The 15,861-nt window shown below is 61.6% G+C and carries 14 protein-coding genes and 1 other RNA gene; 6 read left to right on the forward strand and 9 right to left on the reverse strand.

Features of this window, described 5'->3' with window-relative positions; translation table 11 throughout:
* Positions 1 to 900, reverse strand: a complete 900-nt coding sequence (gene miaA, locus EPK99_RS07435) for a tRNA (adenosine(37)-N6)-dimethylallyltransferase MiaA (RefSeq protein ID WP_128443354.1) — start codon at positions 898 to 900, stop codon at positions 1 to 3.
* On the opposite strand from miaA, the gene serB reads away from it, so the two are divergent.
* The gene (gene serB, locus EPK99_RS07440) at positions 901 to 1,791 is read left to right on the forward strand and encodes a phosphoserine phosphatase SerB (RefSeq protein ID WP_128442419.1); all 891 of its coding nucleotides are present in this window, start codon (positions 901 to 903) and stop codon (positions 1,789 to 1,791) included.
* Positions 1,788 to 2,381, forward strand: a complete 594-nt coding sequence (locus EPK99_RS07445; RefSeq protein WP_128442420.1) for a GNAT family N-acetyltransferase — start codon at positions 1,788 to 1,790, stop codon at positions 2,379 to 2,381. The genes serB and EPK99_RS07445 overlap by 4 nt, the downstream gene beginning before the upstream one ends.
* 2 nt (positions 2,382 to 2,383) lie before the next feature.
* Here EPK99_RS07445 and EPK99_RS07450 read toward each other — a convergent pair whose 3' ends face one another.
* The 6 genes from EPK99_RS07450 to EPK99_RS07475 form a co-directional block, all read right to left on the reverse strand.
* Positions 2,384 to 4,018 (reverse strand): Do family serine endopeptidase, encoded by a 1,635-nt coding sequence (locus tag EPK99_RS07450; protein ID WP_128442421.1) that lies wholly within the window; start codon positions 4,016 to 4,018, stop codon positions 2,384 to 2,386.
* A 206-nt stretch (positions 4,019 to 4,224) separates the two neighbouring features.
* Entirely contained in the window at positions 4,225 to 5,223 is a 999-nt protein-coding gene (gene hflC / locus EPK99_RS07455) for a protease modulator HflC (RefSeq protein ID WP_128442422.1), read from the reverse strand.
* Positions 5,220 to 6,335, reverse strand: a complete 1,116-nt coding sequence (gene hflK, locus EPK99_RS07460; RefSeq protein ID WP_128442423.1) for an FtsH protease activity modulator HflK — start codon at positions 6,333 to 6,335, stop codon at positions 5,220 to 5,222. The genes hflC and hflK overlap by 4 nt, the downstream gene beginning before the upstream one ends.
* A gap of 135 nt (positions 6,336 to 6,470) precedes the next feature.
* Positions 6,471 to 6,998 (reverse strand): dihydrofolate reductase, encoded by a 528-nt coding sequence (locus EPK99_RS07465; RefSeq protein WP_128442424.1) that lies wholly within the window; start codon positions 6,996 to 6,998, stop codon positions 6,471 to 6,473.
* Complete coding sequence (locus EPK99_RS07470) at positions 6,998 to 7,792, reverse strand: thymidylate synthase (RefSeq protein WP_128442425.1); 795 nt, start codon at positions 7,790 to 7,792, stop codon at positions 6,998 to 7,000. The genes EPK99_RS07465 and EPK99_RS07470 overlap by 1 nt, the downstream gene beginning before the upstream one ends.
* Positions 7,793 to 7,886: 94 nt before the next feature.
* A complete protein-coding gene (locus EPK99_RS07475; RefSeq protein WP_128442426.1) occupies positions 7,887 to 8,780 on the reverse strand; it encodes an NAD-dependent epimerase/dehydratase family protein in 894 nt (297 codons plus the stop codon).
* Positions 8,781 to 8,891: 111 nt separating this feature from the next.
* Here EPK99_RS07475 and ssrA point away from each other — a divergent pair.
* The 4 genes from ssrA to EPK99_RS07495 all read left to right on the forward strand — a co-directional run bounded on the left by ssrA (position 8,892) and on the right by EPK99_RS07495 (position 10,450).
* Positions 8,892 to 9,261, forward strand: a transfer-messenger RNA (tmRNA) gene (gene ssrA / locus EPK99_RS07480).
* Positions 9,262 to 9,378: 117 nt separating this feature from the next.
* Positions 9,379 to 9,885: an SspB family protein gene (locus EPK99_RS07485; protein ID WP_128443355.1), complete on the forward strand. Its 507-nt coding sequence runs from the start codon at positions 9,379 to 9,381 to the stop codon at positions 9,883 to 9,885.
* A gap of 15 nt (positions 9,886 to 9,900) precedes the next feature.
* Positions 9,901 to 10,098: a DUF4169 family protein gene (locus tag EPK99_RS07490; protein ID WP_128442427.1), complete on the forward strand. Its 198-nt coding sequence runs from the start codon at positions 9,901 to 9,903 to the stop codon at positions 10,096 to 10,098.
* 106 nt (positions 10,099 to 10,204) lie between these two features.
* Positions 10,205 to 10,450 (forward strand): ribbon-helix-helix domain-containing protein, encoded by a 246-nt coding sequence (locus EPK99_RS07495; protein WP_128442428.1) that lies wholly within the window; start codon positions 10,205 to 10,207, stop codon positions 10,448 to 10,450.
* 33 nt (positions 10,451 to 10,483) lie between these two features.
* On the opposite strand, the gene EPK99_RS07500 is transcribed toward EPK99_RS07495, so the two are convergent.
* Together EPK99_RS07500 and EPK99_RS07505 are read right to left on the reverse strand one after the other, a co-directional pair.
* Positions 10,484 to 14,182 carry an AsmA family protein gene (locus EPK99_RS07500; RefSeq protein WP_128442429.1) on the reverse strand — a complete coding sequence of 1,233 codons (3,699 nt, stop codon included), beginning with the start codon at positions 14,180 to 14,182 and terminating at the stop codon, positions 10,484 to 10,486.
* A 77-nt stretch (positions 14,183 to 14,259) separates the two neighbouring features.
* A complete protein-coding gene (locus EPK99_RS07505) occupies positions 14,260 to 15,672 on the reverse strand; it encodes an FAD-binding oxidoreductase (protein ID WP_128442430.1) in 1,413 nt (470 codons plus the stop codon).
* Positions 15,673 to 15,861: the final 189 nt, after the last annotated feature.

Below are 15,861 nucleotides of genomic sequence, written 5' to 3' on the forward strand. Positions count from 1 at the left end.
TTAAGCAGCGAACTCGCCGCGCTCCCAGCTCGCGTCCATCTGGTTGCGAAACCAGGTCATCTGCCGCTTGGCATATTGCCGCGTCAGCGCCGAGGCCCGCTCGATGACGTGAGCCCGGGTCATGCGCCCGGCGATCATCTCGCCGATCTCGCGCACGCCGATTGCTTTCATGGCGGGGAGATCGGGCGCCGGATCGAGCGCCAGCAGCCTCTCCACCTCCTCCACCGCCCCTTGGTCAAGCATCTGCGCGAAGCGGCGATTGATCCGCTTCGCCAACACCTGCCGGTCCGGCAGCACCACCAGCTTGCGCGCCCGTGCCGGGTCGATCACAACGGGACCCTTGCGATCCTGGAACGCCGTGATGGATTGCCCCGTTTCCTCCAGCACTTCCAGCGCCCGAACGATCCGCTGCCCATCGTTCGGCTTGAGGCTGGCGGCCACCGGAGAATCACGACCGCCAAGTTCCGCATGAAGGGCTTCGGCACCCTCCTCCTTCAGCCGCAGACGCACCCGGCAGCGGACCTCCTGTGAGATCTCGGGCATATCCGAAAGCCCGCCGGTCAGCGCCCGGAAATAAAGCCCGGTTCCGCCAACGAAGATCGGCATGCGACCATCCGCCCTCACCTGTTCAAGCAGAGGCGCGACATCGCGCAGCCACTCGCCGGTCGAATAGGCGTGCAAGGTCCTGACATGTCCGTAGAGCCGGTGCGGCAGGCCCTGCATGTCCTCGTCCGAAGGCCGCGCGGTCAGGATGCGCAGCGTGTCGTAGACCTGCATGCTATCGGCATTGATGACGACCCCATTCGCCTCTTGCGCCAGGCGAACGGCAAGCGCCGACTTGCCGCTGGCGGTCGGGCCGGTTATCAGGATCGCATCGATATTTTCGTCAAGGCTCATCATATGGCTTTCGTTGCCACGCTTATTGCTCATCCGTCAAACCCGGTTCTCAGCAAAGAGATCGGAGAGCAGGCGGCAGAGGCGGCTAAGGCCAGCGGGCTCTACTGGCTGGCGGACGGCGTGGCTTGCGATCTCGCACTGCGAGATGATGCCGATCTGCAGGCGGTGGAAGCATCGCTAAGGACCGTGATCGGCAGCATGCCCATCGATATGGTGGTTCAGCAAGCCGAAACGCGCCGCAAGCAATTTCTGATTGCCGACATGGATTCGACCATGATCGGACAGGAGTGCATCGATGAACTGGCCGACGTGGTTGGGCTGAAGGACAAGGTCTCGGCCATCACGGCGCGCGCCATGAATGGCGAGATCGCCTTCGAGCCTGCGCTCCGCGAAAGAGTGGCGCTGCTGAAGGGCCTGCCTATCGGTGTGGTGGACGAGGTCATCGCCAATCGCATCACGCTCACCTCCGGCGGCCCGGAGCTTATAGCCACCATGAAGGCCCGCGGCTTCTATACGGCCTTGGTATCCGGCGGCTTCACCGTCTTCACCCAGCGGATAGCCGCCACCCTCGGCTTTGATGAGAACCGCGCCAATATACTCATCGAGAAGGACGGTATACTGACCGGCGAAGTGGCTGAACCCATCCTCGGCAAGCAGGCCAAGGTGGATGCGCTGCTCGATATTGCCGCTCGCCTCGCCATTTCGCCGCAAGATGTCATGGCAGTGGGCGACGGCGCCAACGATCTCGGCATGATCGGCATTTCGGGTTCCGGCGTCGCGCTGCATGCCAAACCCACGGTCGCCGCCCAGGCGAAGATGCGCATCGACCACGGCGACTTGAGCGCGCTGCTCTATATCCAAGGCTATCGCCGCACGGATTTCGTGACGCCATGAAGGAGAGGACGGTCATTCTCGAGAGCGCGCGGCTGGTGCTCCGTAACTGGCTGGAGACCGACCGCGATCTCTTCCGCGAGATCAATGCCGACCCCAGGGTGATGGAATTCTTTCCCTTTCGCCGTAACCATGAGGAAGCCGATTCCTTCCTCGGCCGGCTGAACGGCATGATCAACGAGAATGGCCTGGGCTTTTACGCCGTGGAACTGAAGGCGACGCAGGAGCCGATGGGTTTCTGCGGCCTGTCCTACGCTAATATGCCCTCCGTCTTTCCAGAGCAGACGGTAGAGATCGGCTGGCGGCTCGCCACCCGCTTCTGGAGCAAGGGCTACGCGACAGAAGCAGCTCTCGCCCTGCTGGAGTTTGCCTTCACGGAGAAGAAGATCGATGCCGTCGTATCCTTTGCCGTGGCTGAAAACCATCGCTCGACGGCAGTGATGAAGCGGCTCGGCATGCACCGCGTGCCGAGCCTGGACTTCGACCACCCGCGCGTGCCGGACACTCATCCGCATCTCAAGCCGCATGTCGTCTATGCGATCACGTGCGACGAGTGGAATCGGCAGGTTGCCAAGGGCAACCTGCCGAACTGATACTACTCCAAGGGCAGCGCTACGAAGCGCAGATTGCCGGACTTGTCGGCGATCATGACATGCGCGTTGCGGCGGCCTTCCGTCTTCAACGCCTCCATCTTCTCGGTCACCTCGCCCGGGTTTTCCACGAAATCCTGAGCGACCTCCACGATCACCTCGCCGGGCTTCAGTCCCTTCTCGGCAGCGACCGATCCCTCATCGACCTTGGTGATCACCACGCCTTCGACGCTCTCGGCAATGCCGAAGCTTTTGCGTTGCTCGTCGCCTAGCGTCGCCAGCGTCATCCCGAAAAGAGCGACTGGCGCGTCGGCCGTTTGACCTTGCGCGCCGCCCGGCCCTCCCTTGCCGTCAGGAGCCTTGCCCTCCCCCTCGGGTGCCGCCGGCTTGTCGTCGTCGGTAGTGGCGTCGGCCGTATCCTCGAGCTTGCCCAGTGTGACCTTCACGGTCTGCTGCTTGCCGTCGCGCATCAGTACGACATCGACCTGCTTGCCGACCGGGCTTTCAGCCACAATCCTTGGCAGGTCGCGCATTTCGTTGATTGGCTGACCGTCGAAGCTCAGGATGACGTCGCCGGCCTTCATCTCGCCGCTCTTGATCGGACCGTCATCGACCACGCCCGACACCAGGGCACCCCGCGTGCGGTCAAGCCCTAGGCTCGCAGCCACGTCGTCCGTAACAGGCTGAATACGGACGCCGAGCCACCCGCGGCGGGTTTCGCCGAACTCGATCAACTGGTGCACGACGTTTTCGGCAATTTCCGTCGGAACGGCGAAACCGATGCCGATCGAACCGCCTGAGGGCGAGATGATAGCCGTATTGATGCCGATGACTTCGCCGCGCATGTTGAAGAGCGGCCCACCGGAATTGCCTTTGTTGATCGCCGCATCCGTCTGGATGAAGTTGTCATACGGGCCTGCATTGATGTTGCGACCGCGAGCGGAAATGATCCCCAGCGTCACCGAACCGCCGAGGCCAAACGGATTGCCGATCGCCATCACCCAGTCGCCGATCCGCATGTTGCGCGAATTGCCGAAGGGAACCGCCTTCAGCGGCGTCTTGGACTCCACCTTCAGCACCGAAAGGTCCGTCTTGGTGTCGGTGCCGACCAGCTTCGCCTTCAGCTTGGTGCCGTTGGGGAAGATCACTTCGATATCGTCGGCGCCTTCGATGACGTGGTTGTTGGTGACGACGAAGCCGGCAGGATCGATGACGAAGCCCGACCCGAGCGAGGAGACCTTCTTGTTCTTGCCGTCATTGCTCTTGTCGTCGAAGAAGTCGTCGAAGAACTCCTCGAAAGGTGATCCCTGCTGGATCTGTGGCTGCGGACCGGCACCTTCGTCCTTGACGCTTTGAGAGGTAGAGATGTTGACGACCGCGTCGAGAAGACCTTCCGCAAGATCCGATACCGACGAGGGACCCGCGGGCACAGCGGCAGCCTTGGACGGCGGGTTGATGGTGGGCGCGGTCGGCGGCGGTGCCGGCAGCATGCCGCCGGGCGCAATTGCTTCAGGCGCGGGAGACGGTGCGGTTGGCGCAGCTGGAACCTGGGCCAGAGCATGTAGGGGAACACCGAGCAAGGCGAGCGCCGTGCCTACGGCAACCGAGCGCTTCCAGGACGATAGGGTGGAATGGGCCATGTGGCATCCTCGCTTCTCGATGATCAACGCCGACCCGGGCAAATCCGTCCGGTCGGCGCGACATTCCAGCCGTGGAATCGGGCGGAGTTTCGGCAGCGAGCATAGGGCGCAACGCTGGCCGGGGAAATAACCTTTCAGCAGGGCATCCGCAACGCCGAGGATTCAGGCTGGACGAACGGAGCGACCGAGGCCGCTCCGTCATGACATTACTGGCCGGCCGGCGCAGGAGCGGCAGGCGCCGAAGGTGAGGCTGCCGGATTGCCGGTTGCGGGCCGACCGGGAGCCGGATTGGCGAGCGCCGGCGCCGATGGCGATGTGGCTTCCGTACCATCGGCCGACCGGAAGAACCGGAAGAACTCCGAATCCGGCGACAGCACCATGGTCGTGCCGCTGTCGGCCAGCGAAGCCACATAGGCACGCATCGAACGGTAGAACTCGAAGAACGCCGGGTCGCGCTGGAAGGCTCCGGCGAAGATGCGGTTACGTTCCGCATCGCCCTGGCCGCGCAAGATTTCCGAATCACGCTGCGCTTCGGAAACGATCTCCACGACCTGGCGATCCGCGATGGCGCGGCGGCGCTGGCCTGCTTCGTTACCGCGTGCACGGATGAGTTCGGCTTCCGCAAGACGTTCGGCCTTCATGCGCTGGAAGGTCTGCTGGGACACTTCCTGCGTCAGATCCGTACGCCGGATGCGGACGTCGCGAATGGTCAAGCCCAAGGTCTCGCCAGCCGTGTTCAGGTCGGCACGCACTTCCTGCATCATCGAAGCACGCTCGTTGGAAAGAGCAGCGTCGAAGTTGCGCAAGCCGTAGACGCGGCGCAAAGCCGCATCGAGACGCGTACGAAGCCGCGATTCAGCCGATTCGCGGTCGCCGGACACGGTTTCGCGGAAGAGCCGCGGATCGGTGATCGAATAGACAACGAAGGCATCGACCTCATAGAAGGCACCGCCACGGACCTGAACGCGGATATTGTCCAGATCGAACCGGAGTGCCCGGTCTTCCACGAACTGAACGCGGTCGGCATCCATGAAGCCGAAGGGCAGCTTGAAATAGATGCCGGGTTCGCGCTTGACGTCCTGGATCTCGCCGAAGCGCACGACGATTGCCTGTTCGCGCTCGTTCACAACGAAGACGGACGAGTAGATCAGGAATAGCAGAACGGCGAGGCCGATCAGGAATGCGGGGAAACGATTGGAGATCATCGGGTCGCCCCCTGCGCCTGACCGGGCTGGGCTCGGTTGATTTCATTGAGCGGCAGATAAGGAACGACGCCCTGCTTGTCGTCGAGAATGATCTTGTTCGAATTCTTCAACACGGCTTCCATGGTTTCAAGGAAGATGCGCCGCCGGGTAACTTCCGGAGCATTGGCATATTGTTCGTGGATGGAGATGAAGCGCTGCGCCTCACCCTGCGCCTCGTTCACGACGCGGTCCTTGTAGGCGGACGCCTCTTCACGAATCTGAGCGCCCTGGCCGCGAGCCTGACCGAGCTTCTGGTTGGCGTACTGGTTTGCTTCTTCGAGGAAACGATCCTCGTCCTGTTCGGCGCGCTGTACTTCCTCGAAGGCATCGGCCACTTCGCGCGGCGGAGCAGCGTCCTCGATCGGTACGGCCGTGATGGAAATGCCGGAGCCGTAGGTATCCATCGTACCCTGAATGATGTTGCGCACTTCCGTTGAGACGCTTTCGCGGTTGTCACGGAAAATATCCTGTGCAGGACGGCGGCCCACCACTTCGCGCATGGCGCTCTCGGATACCTGCTGCAAGGTCGCAGCCGGGCCTTCGAGCTTGAAGAGATAAGCCTTGGGATCGGTAACCGTGAACAGCACTGAGAACTGTACGTTGACGATGTTCTGGTCGCCGGTCAGCATCCAGCCGGCATTGGAATTCGAGCCGCGAGGTGCGCCGATATTCTGCTGCTGCTCCGTGACCTTCACGATTTCGACCGATTCGAAGGGCCAGAAATGGAAGTGCAGGCCGGGCATGGAGATCTCGTCCTTGGGTCGGCCGAATCGCAATTCGACGCCGCGCTCGTCGGGCTGCACCGTGTAGACGGACTGGAAGACAAGGAACGCGACGATGACGAGCAGCACGATCACGGAGGCGCCGCCGTTGAAGCCACCGGGCATGACGCCCCGCAGGCGATCCTGGCTGCGCCGGATGATGTCCTCCAGGTCAGGCGGTCCGCCATTGCCGCTTCCACGCGGCCGGTTCGGTCCCTGCCCCCATGGGCCTTGGTTGTTACCGCCGCCACCGCCGCTTCCGCCGCCGCCCCAAGGGCCGCCGCCGCCACCATTCTGATTGCTCCAGGGCATCAAAACCTCTTTGTTATTGCCACTCCCATGCCGACGGTCCCTTGTTCCAGGATCCCGGCCTTGCCGTTATAGGTATGACGCGGGCCGCTTTCAACGCGGCCTCAATAACTTCCCAGTGTTTGGTAACGAAATGGCTCAGTTTGTCGCGGCGCGGCGGGTATAGACGACGAAGCGCGTCGGATATGTGTCGCTCTCGCCGGCGGGATAGGCCGTTTCCTCGCCCATTTCGAATACGGCGGGATCTATCTCAGGAAAGAAAGTATCCCCGTCCCCAATCTCTGCCTCAACATGGGTAACGTAAAGGCGGTCAGCCTTCTGGATCGCCTGGGCGTAGATCTCGCCGCCCCCCAGTATCCCAACCTCTTCTGCCCCGGTATCTACCGCAATCGTTTGCGCCAGCGCTAGAGCCTCATCCAGCGAAGTCGCCACCTGCGCGCCATCGACGTGCAAATCGGGACTGCGCGACACGATGATGTGTGGACGCCCCGGCAACGGCTTGCCGCCAAAGGATTCGAGCGTCTTGCGCCCGACGATCATCGGTTTCCCGAGCGTCATCGCCTTGAAGCGCTTCAGGTCGGTGGAAAGCCGCCATGGCATGCCACCGTCCCGCCCGATCACGCGGTTGCGGGACATGGCAACGAAAATGGCGACCGGCACAGTCATCAGACTGCCACTGCCGCCTTGATATGCGGATCGGCCTGATAGCCTTCCAGCGTAAAGTCCTCGAAGCGGAAGGAGAAGATGTCCTTCACGTCGGGGTTGATGCGCATGGTCGGCAGCGGTTTCGGACTGCGGGTCAGTTGCAGCCGCGCCTGGTCGAAATGATCCGAATAGATGTGCGTATCGCCCAGCGTATGGACGAAATCGCCAGGCTTCAGCCCCACCACCTGCGCCACCATCAGCGTCAACAAAGCGTAGGAGGCGATGTTGAAGGGCACACCGAGAAACACGTCTCCGGACCGCTGGTAAAGCTGGCAGGAGAGTTTGCCATTGGAGACGTAGAACTGGAACAGGCAGTGGCATGGCGGCAAAGCCATCTCGTCCACTTCCGCCGGGTTCCACGCCGATACGATGTGACGACGGGAATTCGGGTTGACCTTCAGCCCCTCGATCAGTTGGGCGATCTGGTCGATATGTCCGCCATCCGCTGCCGGCCAGGACCGCCACTGATGCCCGTAGACGGGACCGAGGTCGCCATTTTCGTCGGCCCAGTCATCCCATATGGAGACGCCGTTTTCCTTCAGGTAGGCGATGTTCGTATCGCCTTTCAGGAACCACAGCAGTTCATGGATGATCGACTTCAGGTGCAGCTTCTTGGTGGTGAGCACCGGGAAGCCTTCCGAGAGATCGAACCGCATCTGGTGTCCGAACACGGAGCGCGTGCCCTTGCCCGTGCGGTCGCCGCGGTCGGTGCCCTGTTCCATCACATGGCGGAGAAGATCGAGATACTGTTTCATGGAAGCCACCGATTCCTGGTCGAGCAGGCATTATAGAGACGAGGCGCGGCGTGAGCAAATCGCCGCCAGCGCCTGTCCCGGGGTTTGTGCTGCCTCACGCCTTCACGTAGTTCCGCCAGTTATGCTCTTCGGCAAAACCGAGAACCTCCCGGATCTTCCGGTTGCTGATCGGCGCCTCGTCCGTGCCCAGTTCCCCCAGGATCGGCGTCCCCGGCGCCCAGCGTTCGAGAAATTCGCGGGTCGGTTCCCGCGCGGTGATCGTATCGTTGACCGCGTTGAAAACCTGGAAGCCGAGACCGCTTTTCTCGATGCAGCGATGAACGATCTGGCCAAGGTCGCGGGCGTCGATATAGCTCCAGGCATTGCGTTTGCGCGAGGGAGGATCCGCCAGGAAGCCCGGAAACTGGCTGTAATCTTCCGGCGAGATGACATTGCCGATCCGAAGCGCATAGATATCCACGCCGAACCGCATGGCAAAGGCGCGCGCTGTCTTTTCGTTGACGACCTTGGAGAGCCCGTAGCTGTCCATGGGATCGACGTCATAGTCCTCCGTGAGCGGAAAGGAATGGTAGTCCTTGTCGCCCTCGGCAAAGCAGACGCCATAGGTGGTTTCGCTCGAGGCGATGATGACCTTGCGAATGCCGAGCTTCATGGCCGCTTCGATAACATTGTAGGTCGAGGTCACATTGGCCTGGAAGGTCGCGTTGTCCGGCCGCAGAAGAATGCGTGGCACGGCGGCGAAGTGCACCACGGCATCTACAGGCGCAGGTCCCCGGCCACTCTCAAGCCCCTCGAAATCGAAGTGCATGGAAAGCGCGTTGAACACCTCGCCGCTGTCTCTGAGATCGGTCGTCAGCGTGGTCACGCCGGGATGGTCGAGCGGCACGAGATCGAGGTTGAGAACCTCATGGCCCTGATCGACGAGATAAGGCACCACATGCCGGCCGGCCTTGCCGCTTCCTCCGGTAAATACGATCCGCTTGCCCATGCTGTCTCTCCTCCTGATGTCATTGCCGCAAATGCGGCCCGTATTGCGGAGAGTAACTAGCGGCGACATCCCCACTTCGCCAGAGGACGATGGAAAAGGAATGACCTTTGCCCCCTTTTCATCTCCTGCCAAAGCACCTATATCACTCGTGCCGGACTTCGGTGCGGCTATGGCAATAAACGGTCGGTGTAATAAACCTATTGGACCCGGGGGCGGTACCCGGCGCCTCCACCAAAAACCGGTTCGGTCTGCGAGACCGGCTTTTGATGGGGGCGAAATAGGATCGACAAGGGCGTAAAGATCGAACTTTTGCTCGGCATGATACCACCGTTATCGGGTCAAACAGTGTAGTTGCAAATGACAACAACGCTAAGGGTTATGCTCTCGCTGCCTAACGGCGGTGCGGGAAACCCGAACTAAGCCCTTACGGTTAGCCCCGTAAGGCGGGGTCCGAAGGCACCTGGCAACAGAAGCCTTCACCTTCGTTCTCCACTCGCTTACTATAGTGCCTGACTCGATTGCCGCTGCGGGCTTTTCCGTGCGCGATACACATGGCATAACCGTCTCCAACGAGACGACAATAGAAAGACAGGACCGAATGGGGCAGGATCACATCCGTTACGATATTCTGGCGCAGGACGCGCTTCGTGGCGTCATCCGCAAGGTGTTGTCCGAAGTCGCGGCAACTGGCCGGCTCCCGGGTGACCACCATTTCTTCATCACCTTTCTCACCGGCGCGCCGGGGGTCCGGATCTCCCAGCACCTGAAGTCGAAATATCCCGAGCAGATGACGATCGTCGTCCAGCATCAGTTCTGGGACCTCAAGGTCAACGAGACGCAGTTCGAGATCGGCCTCTCCTTTTCCGATACGCCGGAGCGGCTGGTTATTCCCTTCAATACCGTGCGCGGCTTCTATGACCCATCCGTCAACTTCGAGCTGGAGTTCGAAGTGCCCATGACGGAAGAGGAGGAGGAAGTCACCGCCGAGATCACGGCGATCCCTCTCGAACCTATCGCCAAGCCTGCGGAGGCTCAAGGCGACGCGACCGAAGAGAAGAAGCCCGGCTCAGTTGTGTCTCTCGATTCCTTCCGCAAGAAGCAGTAGGCGGAGCGCCAGGCGATGAGCGCCGATGTCGTCAACCTTCGCCAGTTCCGCAAGGACAAGCGCCGGTCCGAAAAGGAAAAACAGGCGGACCAGAACCGCCTGGCCTTCGGCCGTACCAAGGTGGAGAAGTCGCTGACCAAGGCGCTGAACGACAAAGCGGCAAAAACCCTGGATCAGGGCAAGCTCGAAAATCCTTTTCGGGACAAGGACTAACAGCATTAACGCTTCGTTAGGCGCGCTCATGTCATCGCCTTGACGGAGCGCAATCGACCCACTCAATTGCGCTCCATCAATCACCATGAAGGTGACGGGGCTAAGCTTGATCCGAAAACATTCTGCGACCTTACATGGTCATCGCACCAGTTTTTCTCTTGAAGACGAGTTCTGGCTTGAGCTGAAAGCAATAGCCGGTTCACGCAATATCAGTCTGGCAGCGTTGATCGCCGAAGTGGACGATGCCAGGAGCGAGAGCAATAATCTCTCCTCCGCCTTGCGCCTGTATGTTCTTGCCTGGCTCAAAGCTGGCACCGACGTCGCGTTAAAAAAGCCCTCAAAGCCAATCTGACACTTTCCTGTTTCTCGGTTGCCGGGCTGCTGGCTACGGCTGTACGCCCGGAAAGTTGGAGCCGGGCGACAAGGAAGACCCGCCCGGCGCCGGAAGCGCGTCAGGCGTTCGGAATACGTCAGGTGTCGGCGAAATAACGAAGGGCGGTGGACTAGTAGACTGCCGCTGGCGGTCTGCCTGGGCTTTCGCCGCAGCGGCAGCCATAGCCGCCGCTTCGGCGTCGCGGCGCTGCCTTGCCTCGTTCTCCGCCTTCTCCCGCGCCGCCTGTCTTTCGCCGGCACGGAAGGTATAGAGCGCTACTTCACGCCTCAGACGCTGCTTTTCCAGAACGCTCGCCTGCAGGGTCTCCACACGGCGGCGCTCTTGCTCGAAGGCGCGCTGGGAAAGAAAACTGCTGACGGCCGAAACATCTACCGCTTCCTTCGGCGCGTCCAGGGAGCCGGAATAGTTGAGCCGGATGGTGGGGTCACCGCCGACTATGGCCTCATCGCCTGGATCGAAGGTCAGCCCGAGTTCGGCATTGATCTCATCGTCAAGCAGGTCGAGACGCCCTTCTCCCAGCAGCTTCGTCGCGCCAGAGGCAGCGGTCACGTTCTGCGCCCTCGCCTCACCGCCGGTGATGGTGAACGGAACCACGACATTCCCGACCTGGGTATGCCCTGCATGGATCAGCGGCGGAACGAGCGGCCGCACCCGCTCCTCGGTGATCTCGCCCTGCAGTTTGTCCGCTGCCGCCATCAGTGGCTTCAACGCCTCGGCGTTGAGGCCATCGATCCCCAGGTCCTTCAGGCGGAGCTCACCGGAGCCGCTTGCAGCATGCAGCAGCTCCGACAGGGTCTTGCCCGTCGATTCAGCCGAAAGCCCGAACGACATCCGGCCGGTTGCCACGGGCTTACCACCGCTCGCCCAGACAAGTGGCCCAAGATCGGCATTCTCGGCTGAAAGGCGCAGCTGGAGGATACCTGCACCCTCCCCGTTCGACATCATCAGCCGCCCGCCGAGCTTGCCGCCGAACCATTCGCCTGACGCATCATCGATCGTCATGCCGCCGCCGCGATAAGTCACCTTCCCTTTGAAGTCCTTCGCAGTGCCCAGGGCACCGGCGTGCAGGCTTCCAGCCTTTACGTCCAGAGACACATCGGCGCCGCCGAAGATCGGCCGCGCAAAGGGTTTAGCCGAAAATTCGTCCGTCGCCGCGTCCGTCAGCGGTCCATACACAGCCTCTGCCAGCCAGGGCAGATCCAGCGCGTCCGCCTGCAAGCTGCCCGTTGCGGGAAGACCAGGCGCCTTGCGATCGATCGAAAACGCCCCGCTGAACCCGTTGTCGGCCATGTTTCCGGTAACCGCAGTCACATCCACTCGTTCCAGCGAGAGCTTGACGTCTCCCTCCACCTTCGCCGGAAGCCCGCTGCCGAATTGCGGGAGCCCCATGCCCATTGCCAGAAGATAGGGTTCGAAATCGGCGCTATTGAGCGAGACATGCCCTTGGCCCTCGCCAAAACCCTCGTTCTGAAGGTTGACTGCACCCTTCACCTCGGCAGAAGTCTTCGGCGTCTTGAAGGAGAGCGTCGTGGCAGCCGGACCAGTCTCGCCCTGCTTTACCGCGAGACTGAGCGTACCCGGACCATCGCCGCCGAAGGGCAATGGATCGAGACCCGCCTGGCCCAGCAGTACCGTCGCCTCGGGATTGCTGAGCGTCGCGTTCAAGGTGAACGCATCGCCGCCGGTAAGGTCGAATACACCCGGCAACGTCATTTCCGTAGCGACGCTGCTGCCATTGGACATCCCCTTGACCTTGATATTCACGCCACCGAGCGCGCCGCCCACGGCGATATCAGCGGACAGATCCGAATTGGCGTACCAGCTGCCATTGCGCGCCAACTGGTCTAGCAGCGGATGCTGTGGAAGCCTGTCGCGCAGCATGGCAAGGAAGGCTGATGGATCGGCGGACTTGAGTGCCACAGTGCCGGAGCCGGCATAGGACAGCAGCGAGCCTTCGACGCGCCCCTTGGCCGAGACACCCGCGCCCTCGATATTGCCGATATTGAGCCGTTCGAGCGACAGCACCCCTTCGGCGATGGTGAAAGCAGTATCGACCTTGGTGGCCGCGACGCCGAGTGCGGTAAACCGGTCAGCCTTCAGGCTTGCCGCAATGCGATGGTCGAGAACGTCCTGCCCCGCATCGTCGCCGGTCAGCAGCGACCCAAGCGCACGCATGGCATCGATATCGATCTCGTTCCCGGCAAGCATTAGCGACAGGTTCGGCATCTGGTTTGGCGGCGACTGCCGCTCCACCCGTCCCTTCAGGGTCGCAGCGCCGATAGCGAGTTCCAGGTTTTCGAAGCGCTGCAGTTGCGGCGTCAGATTGACCTTCGCTGAAAAACCCGCTGAGCGAAGCTGCCGGATCGCAGGATCCACCCGCCCTGAAAGCCAATCCGAAAGTCCTGAGGGCTGGCTCGATGCGACCAGCATGTCGCCGACGAAGGAAACCCGGTCGCGCAGGTTGAGCGCGCCCTTCGCTTCCAGCTGTGTGCGGCCCGGAAGCGTGGCCACGCCATTGTCCACCGTCCAGCCGCGGCCTGCGGGACGCACATCCAGGCGGATGTCGCGAATGGTCGTATCGTTGATGACGATGGCGGGAAGCTTGAGGCTCGCTCGGCCCGGCACCTGCGGAATGGGGATGGAGGCCGCCATCTTGAGGAAAGCGTTGATGCGCCGTTGAGCGGAAGCGGCCGGATCGCGTCCCGTTTTCGCCTGCGGCCCATCGCCTAGCCTGTTGACGTCGATCTGCTGGCCATCCGCCGTCAGCAGGAATTCCGGTTTGAGGCCGGTATCGAGCGTTGCTTCGCCCGTCACGACATAAGGGTTGTCGGTCGCACCGACTTCAAGGCGATATTGAGGAATGCGTATCCGCTCGTTGGTAAGCTCGAACCCACCCTTGACGCGGGGGCCGGGCGGCGGTGCGCTGACCGGCTCATTCTCGGTCTCCTCGTCCGTCAAGCGAAGGTTGAACCCACCATTATAGGTCGGCTTATTGTCTACCGTTGCCAGCACGCCATCGAACTCGACTTCGAGCGGCTGGAAATCGGGCGTGATGCGCAACCGCAACGGCACCTTCTGGGCGACCGGGTCCGCCTCGCCGCTCAGCAGATTGAACTTCGCCTCATAGCCGTCGAGGATGGCATTGCCCTCCCCCTGCCAGGGACCTCGCAGCGATTTGGCGGAGAGATCGGCCGACAGCCCGGTAATGTGCCGTGTCTGCCCGCTTTGCTCGTCGATGAGGTCTATCTGCCCGCCGGTGACATGCACGTCTTCGATCACCACCGCATCCGCCGGCAGAGCCGCACGACTGCCACGCATCCAGGCAAGCGTGCCGTCCTTCAGGATACGCAAGCGGGCCTTTGGCTCTTCGATCCGCATGTCGAAGATGCGTGCCTCACCCGACAGGAAAGGCGCCAGTTCCATGTCCATGGAAAACCGCGCCACCTCCATCAGCGGCTCGCCGTCCACGTCCTGCCCGATGCGGACATCGTGCAGCGTCACCGACGGAAAGGGCAATATACGCGCATCGACCGTGCCGTGGACGCTGACCTTCTTGCCGAGCATCCGGCTCGCCTGTTCTTCGAACCCCACACGGAAGCTTGACCAGTTGACAAAGAAAGGGGCCAGAAGCGCCGTGAACAGCGCCAATACGACCAACCCACCCAATGCCAACATAATGCGTCCGAACAACGCCGGTTTCCCCCTGCTTTAAGCGATGACTAGTTCCATGAGGCTGACGCGCAAGTCAACCTCATGGGCGTGTCTCATCACGTCATCCGGAAGATCTTGGACGGATTGAAGATGTTGCCGGGATCGAAGCTGCGCTTGATGGCGCGCATGAGATCGACCGATCCGCCAAGCTCCTCTTCGAGGAAAGCCATCTTGCCCTGACCGATGCCATGTTCGCCCGTGCAGGTCCCGTCCATGGCAAGTGCACGGCGGCTGAGCCGTTCGGTAAACGCTTCGACCTTGCTGACCGATGCCGGATCCTTGCCGTCGAACATGACGAGGACATGGAAATTGCCGTCTCCGGCATGACCGACGATCGGCGCAAGCAACCCTTCCCTTGCAATATCTGCCTGGGTTTCGACAACGCATTGGGCGAGCCGGGAGATCGGCACGCAGACGTCGGTCGATAGCCCGTCCAGTTCAGGAGCAAGCGCCCGCCCGGCCCAATAGGCATTGTGGCGGGCGTTCCAGAGCTTTGCCCTTTCCTCCGCATCGGCGGTATATCGGAATTCGTCGCCGCCGCAATCTGCAGCGATCTCGGCGAACTGCTGCGACTGCAGCGCGACTGTCTCCTCCGTGCCGTGGAACTCCAGGAACAGCGTCGGCTTCTCGGCGTAGGAGAGATTGGAATAGGCATTGCAGGCGCGGATCTGCATATCGTCGAGAAGCTCGATCCGCGCGACTGGAATACCCATCTGGATCGTCATGATCACGGCATTGCAGGCGGCTTCCACGGTCGGGAAGGCGCACACTCCGCCGCCGATCTTTTCCGGGATGCCCTGCAGCCGCAGCGTGATCGAGGTGATGGCGCCGAGCGTGCCTTCGGAGCCGACAAAAAGCCGCGTCAGGTCGTAGCCCGCCGACGATTTTCTGGCGCGGCTGGCGGTGCGGACTTCCTCCCCCGACGCGGTCACGACGGTGAGCGACAGAACATTATCCTTCATCGTGCCGTAGCGCACCGCATTGGTGCCGGAGGCGCGCGTCGCGGTCATGCCGCCGATCGAGGCATTGGCGCCCGGATCGATCGGAAAGAACAAGCCGGTCGCGCGCAGTTCCCGGTTGAGCTCCTCGCGGGTAATGCCCGGCTCCACGGTGACGTCGAGATCCTCGGGGCTGATGCGCAGCACTTTGTTCATACGGGTAAAATCCATCGATATCCCGCCCGAAGGTGCGTTCACCTGGCCTTCCAGCGAGGAGCCGACGCCGAAGGGGATGATCGGCACGCGATGTTCGGCGCACGCGGAAACCACCGCCTTTACGTCATCCGAGCTTTCCACGAAGACGACACCGTCGGGTAGCTGCGGTGGCAGATAGGTCGTGGTATGGGCGTGCTGCTCGCGAAAACTCTGGCCGGTCTGAAAGCGCTCGCCGAACGTCTGCTTCAGGATGCCGAGCACAGCCACAGTGCCCTCCTCGTTGCGAAGGTCGGGCTTTACGTCGCGCAATGCCATATTCGTCTCCTGCATTTCCAAATGTCAGCCTGGGGTACGAGAGAGGCCCGGCTTTGTCCAGACGAAAGCCGTTAGGTGGGCTTCCTGGAAGTGTTCGCCTACATGCGGCGACTGCACTCTAACGCCTAAATCAAATCGAGACACGCTCACAGGTTGCTTTTCGGTCCGCATTGAGAAATGAGGACGGCT

This window comes from Neorhizobium lilium, from assembly GCF_004053875.1.
GTDB lineage: Bacteria > Pseudomonadota > Alphaproteobacteria > Rhizobiales > Rhizobiaceae > Neorhizobium > Neorhizobium lilii.

What these genes read in the sequence shown, in the direction of transcription:
- miaA (WP_128443354.1), bottom strand. Translation starts at nt 900, where the DNA reads ATGATGAGCCTTGACGAAAATATCGATGCGATCCTGATAACCGGCCCG.
- serB (WP_128442419.1), top strand. Translation starts at nt 901, where the DNA reads ATGGCTTTCGTTGCCACGCTTATTGCTCATCCGTCAAACCCGGTTCTC.
- EPK99_RS07445 (WP_128442420.1), top strand. Translation starts at nt 1,788, where the DNA reads ATGAAGGAGAGGACGGTCATTCTCGAGAGCGCGCGGCTGGTGCTCCGT.
- EPK99_RS07450 (WP_128442421.1), bottom strand. Translation starts at nt 4,018, where the DNA reads ATGGCCCATTCCACCCTATCGTCCTGGAAGCGCTCGGTTGCCGTAGGC.
- hflC (WP_128442422.1), bottom strand. Translation starts at nt 5,223, where the DNA reads ATGATCTCCAATCGTTTCCCCGCATTCCTGATCGGCCTCGCCGTTCTG.
- hflK (WP_128442423.1), bottom strand. Translation starts at nt 6,335, where the DNA reads ATGCCCTGGAGCAATCAGAATGGTGGCGGCGGCGGCCCTTGGGGCGGC.
- EPK99_RS07465 (WP_128442424.1), bottom strand. Translation starts at nt 6,998, where the DNA reads ATGACTGTGCCGGTCGCCATTTTCGTTGCCATGTCCCGCAACCGCGTG.
- EPK99_RS07470 (WP_128442425.1), bottom strand. Translation starts at nt 7,792, where the DNA reads ATGAAACAGTATCTCGATCTTCTCCGCCATGTGATGGAACAGGGCACC.
- EPK99_RS07475 (WP_128442426.1), bottom strand. Translation starts at nt 8,780, where the DNA reads ATGGGCAAGCGGATCGTATTTACCGGAGGAAGCGGCAAGGCCGGCCGG.
- EPK99_RS07485 (WP_128443355.1), top strand. Translation starts at nt 9,379, where the DNA reads ATGGGGCAGGATCACATCCGTTACGATATTCTGGCGCAGGACGCGCTT.
- EPK99_RS07490 (WP_128442427.1), top strand. Translation starts at nt 9,901, where the DNA reads ATGAGCGCCGATGTCGTCAACCTTCGCCAGTTCCGCAAGGACAAGCGC.
- EPK99_RS07505 (WP_128442430.1), bottom strand. Translation starts at nt 15,672, where the DNA reads ATGGCATTGCGCGACGTAAAGCCCGACCTTCGCAACGAGGAGGGCACT.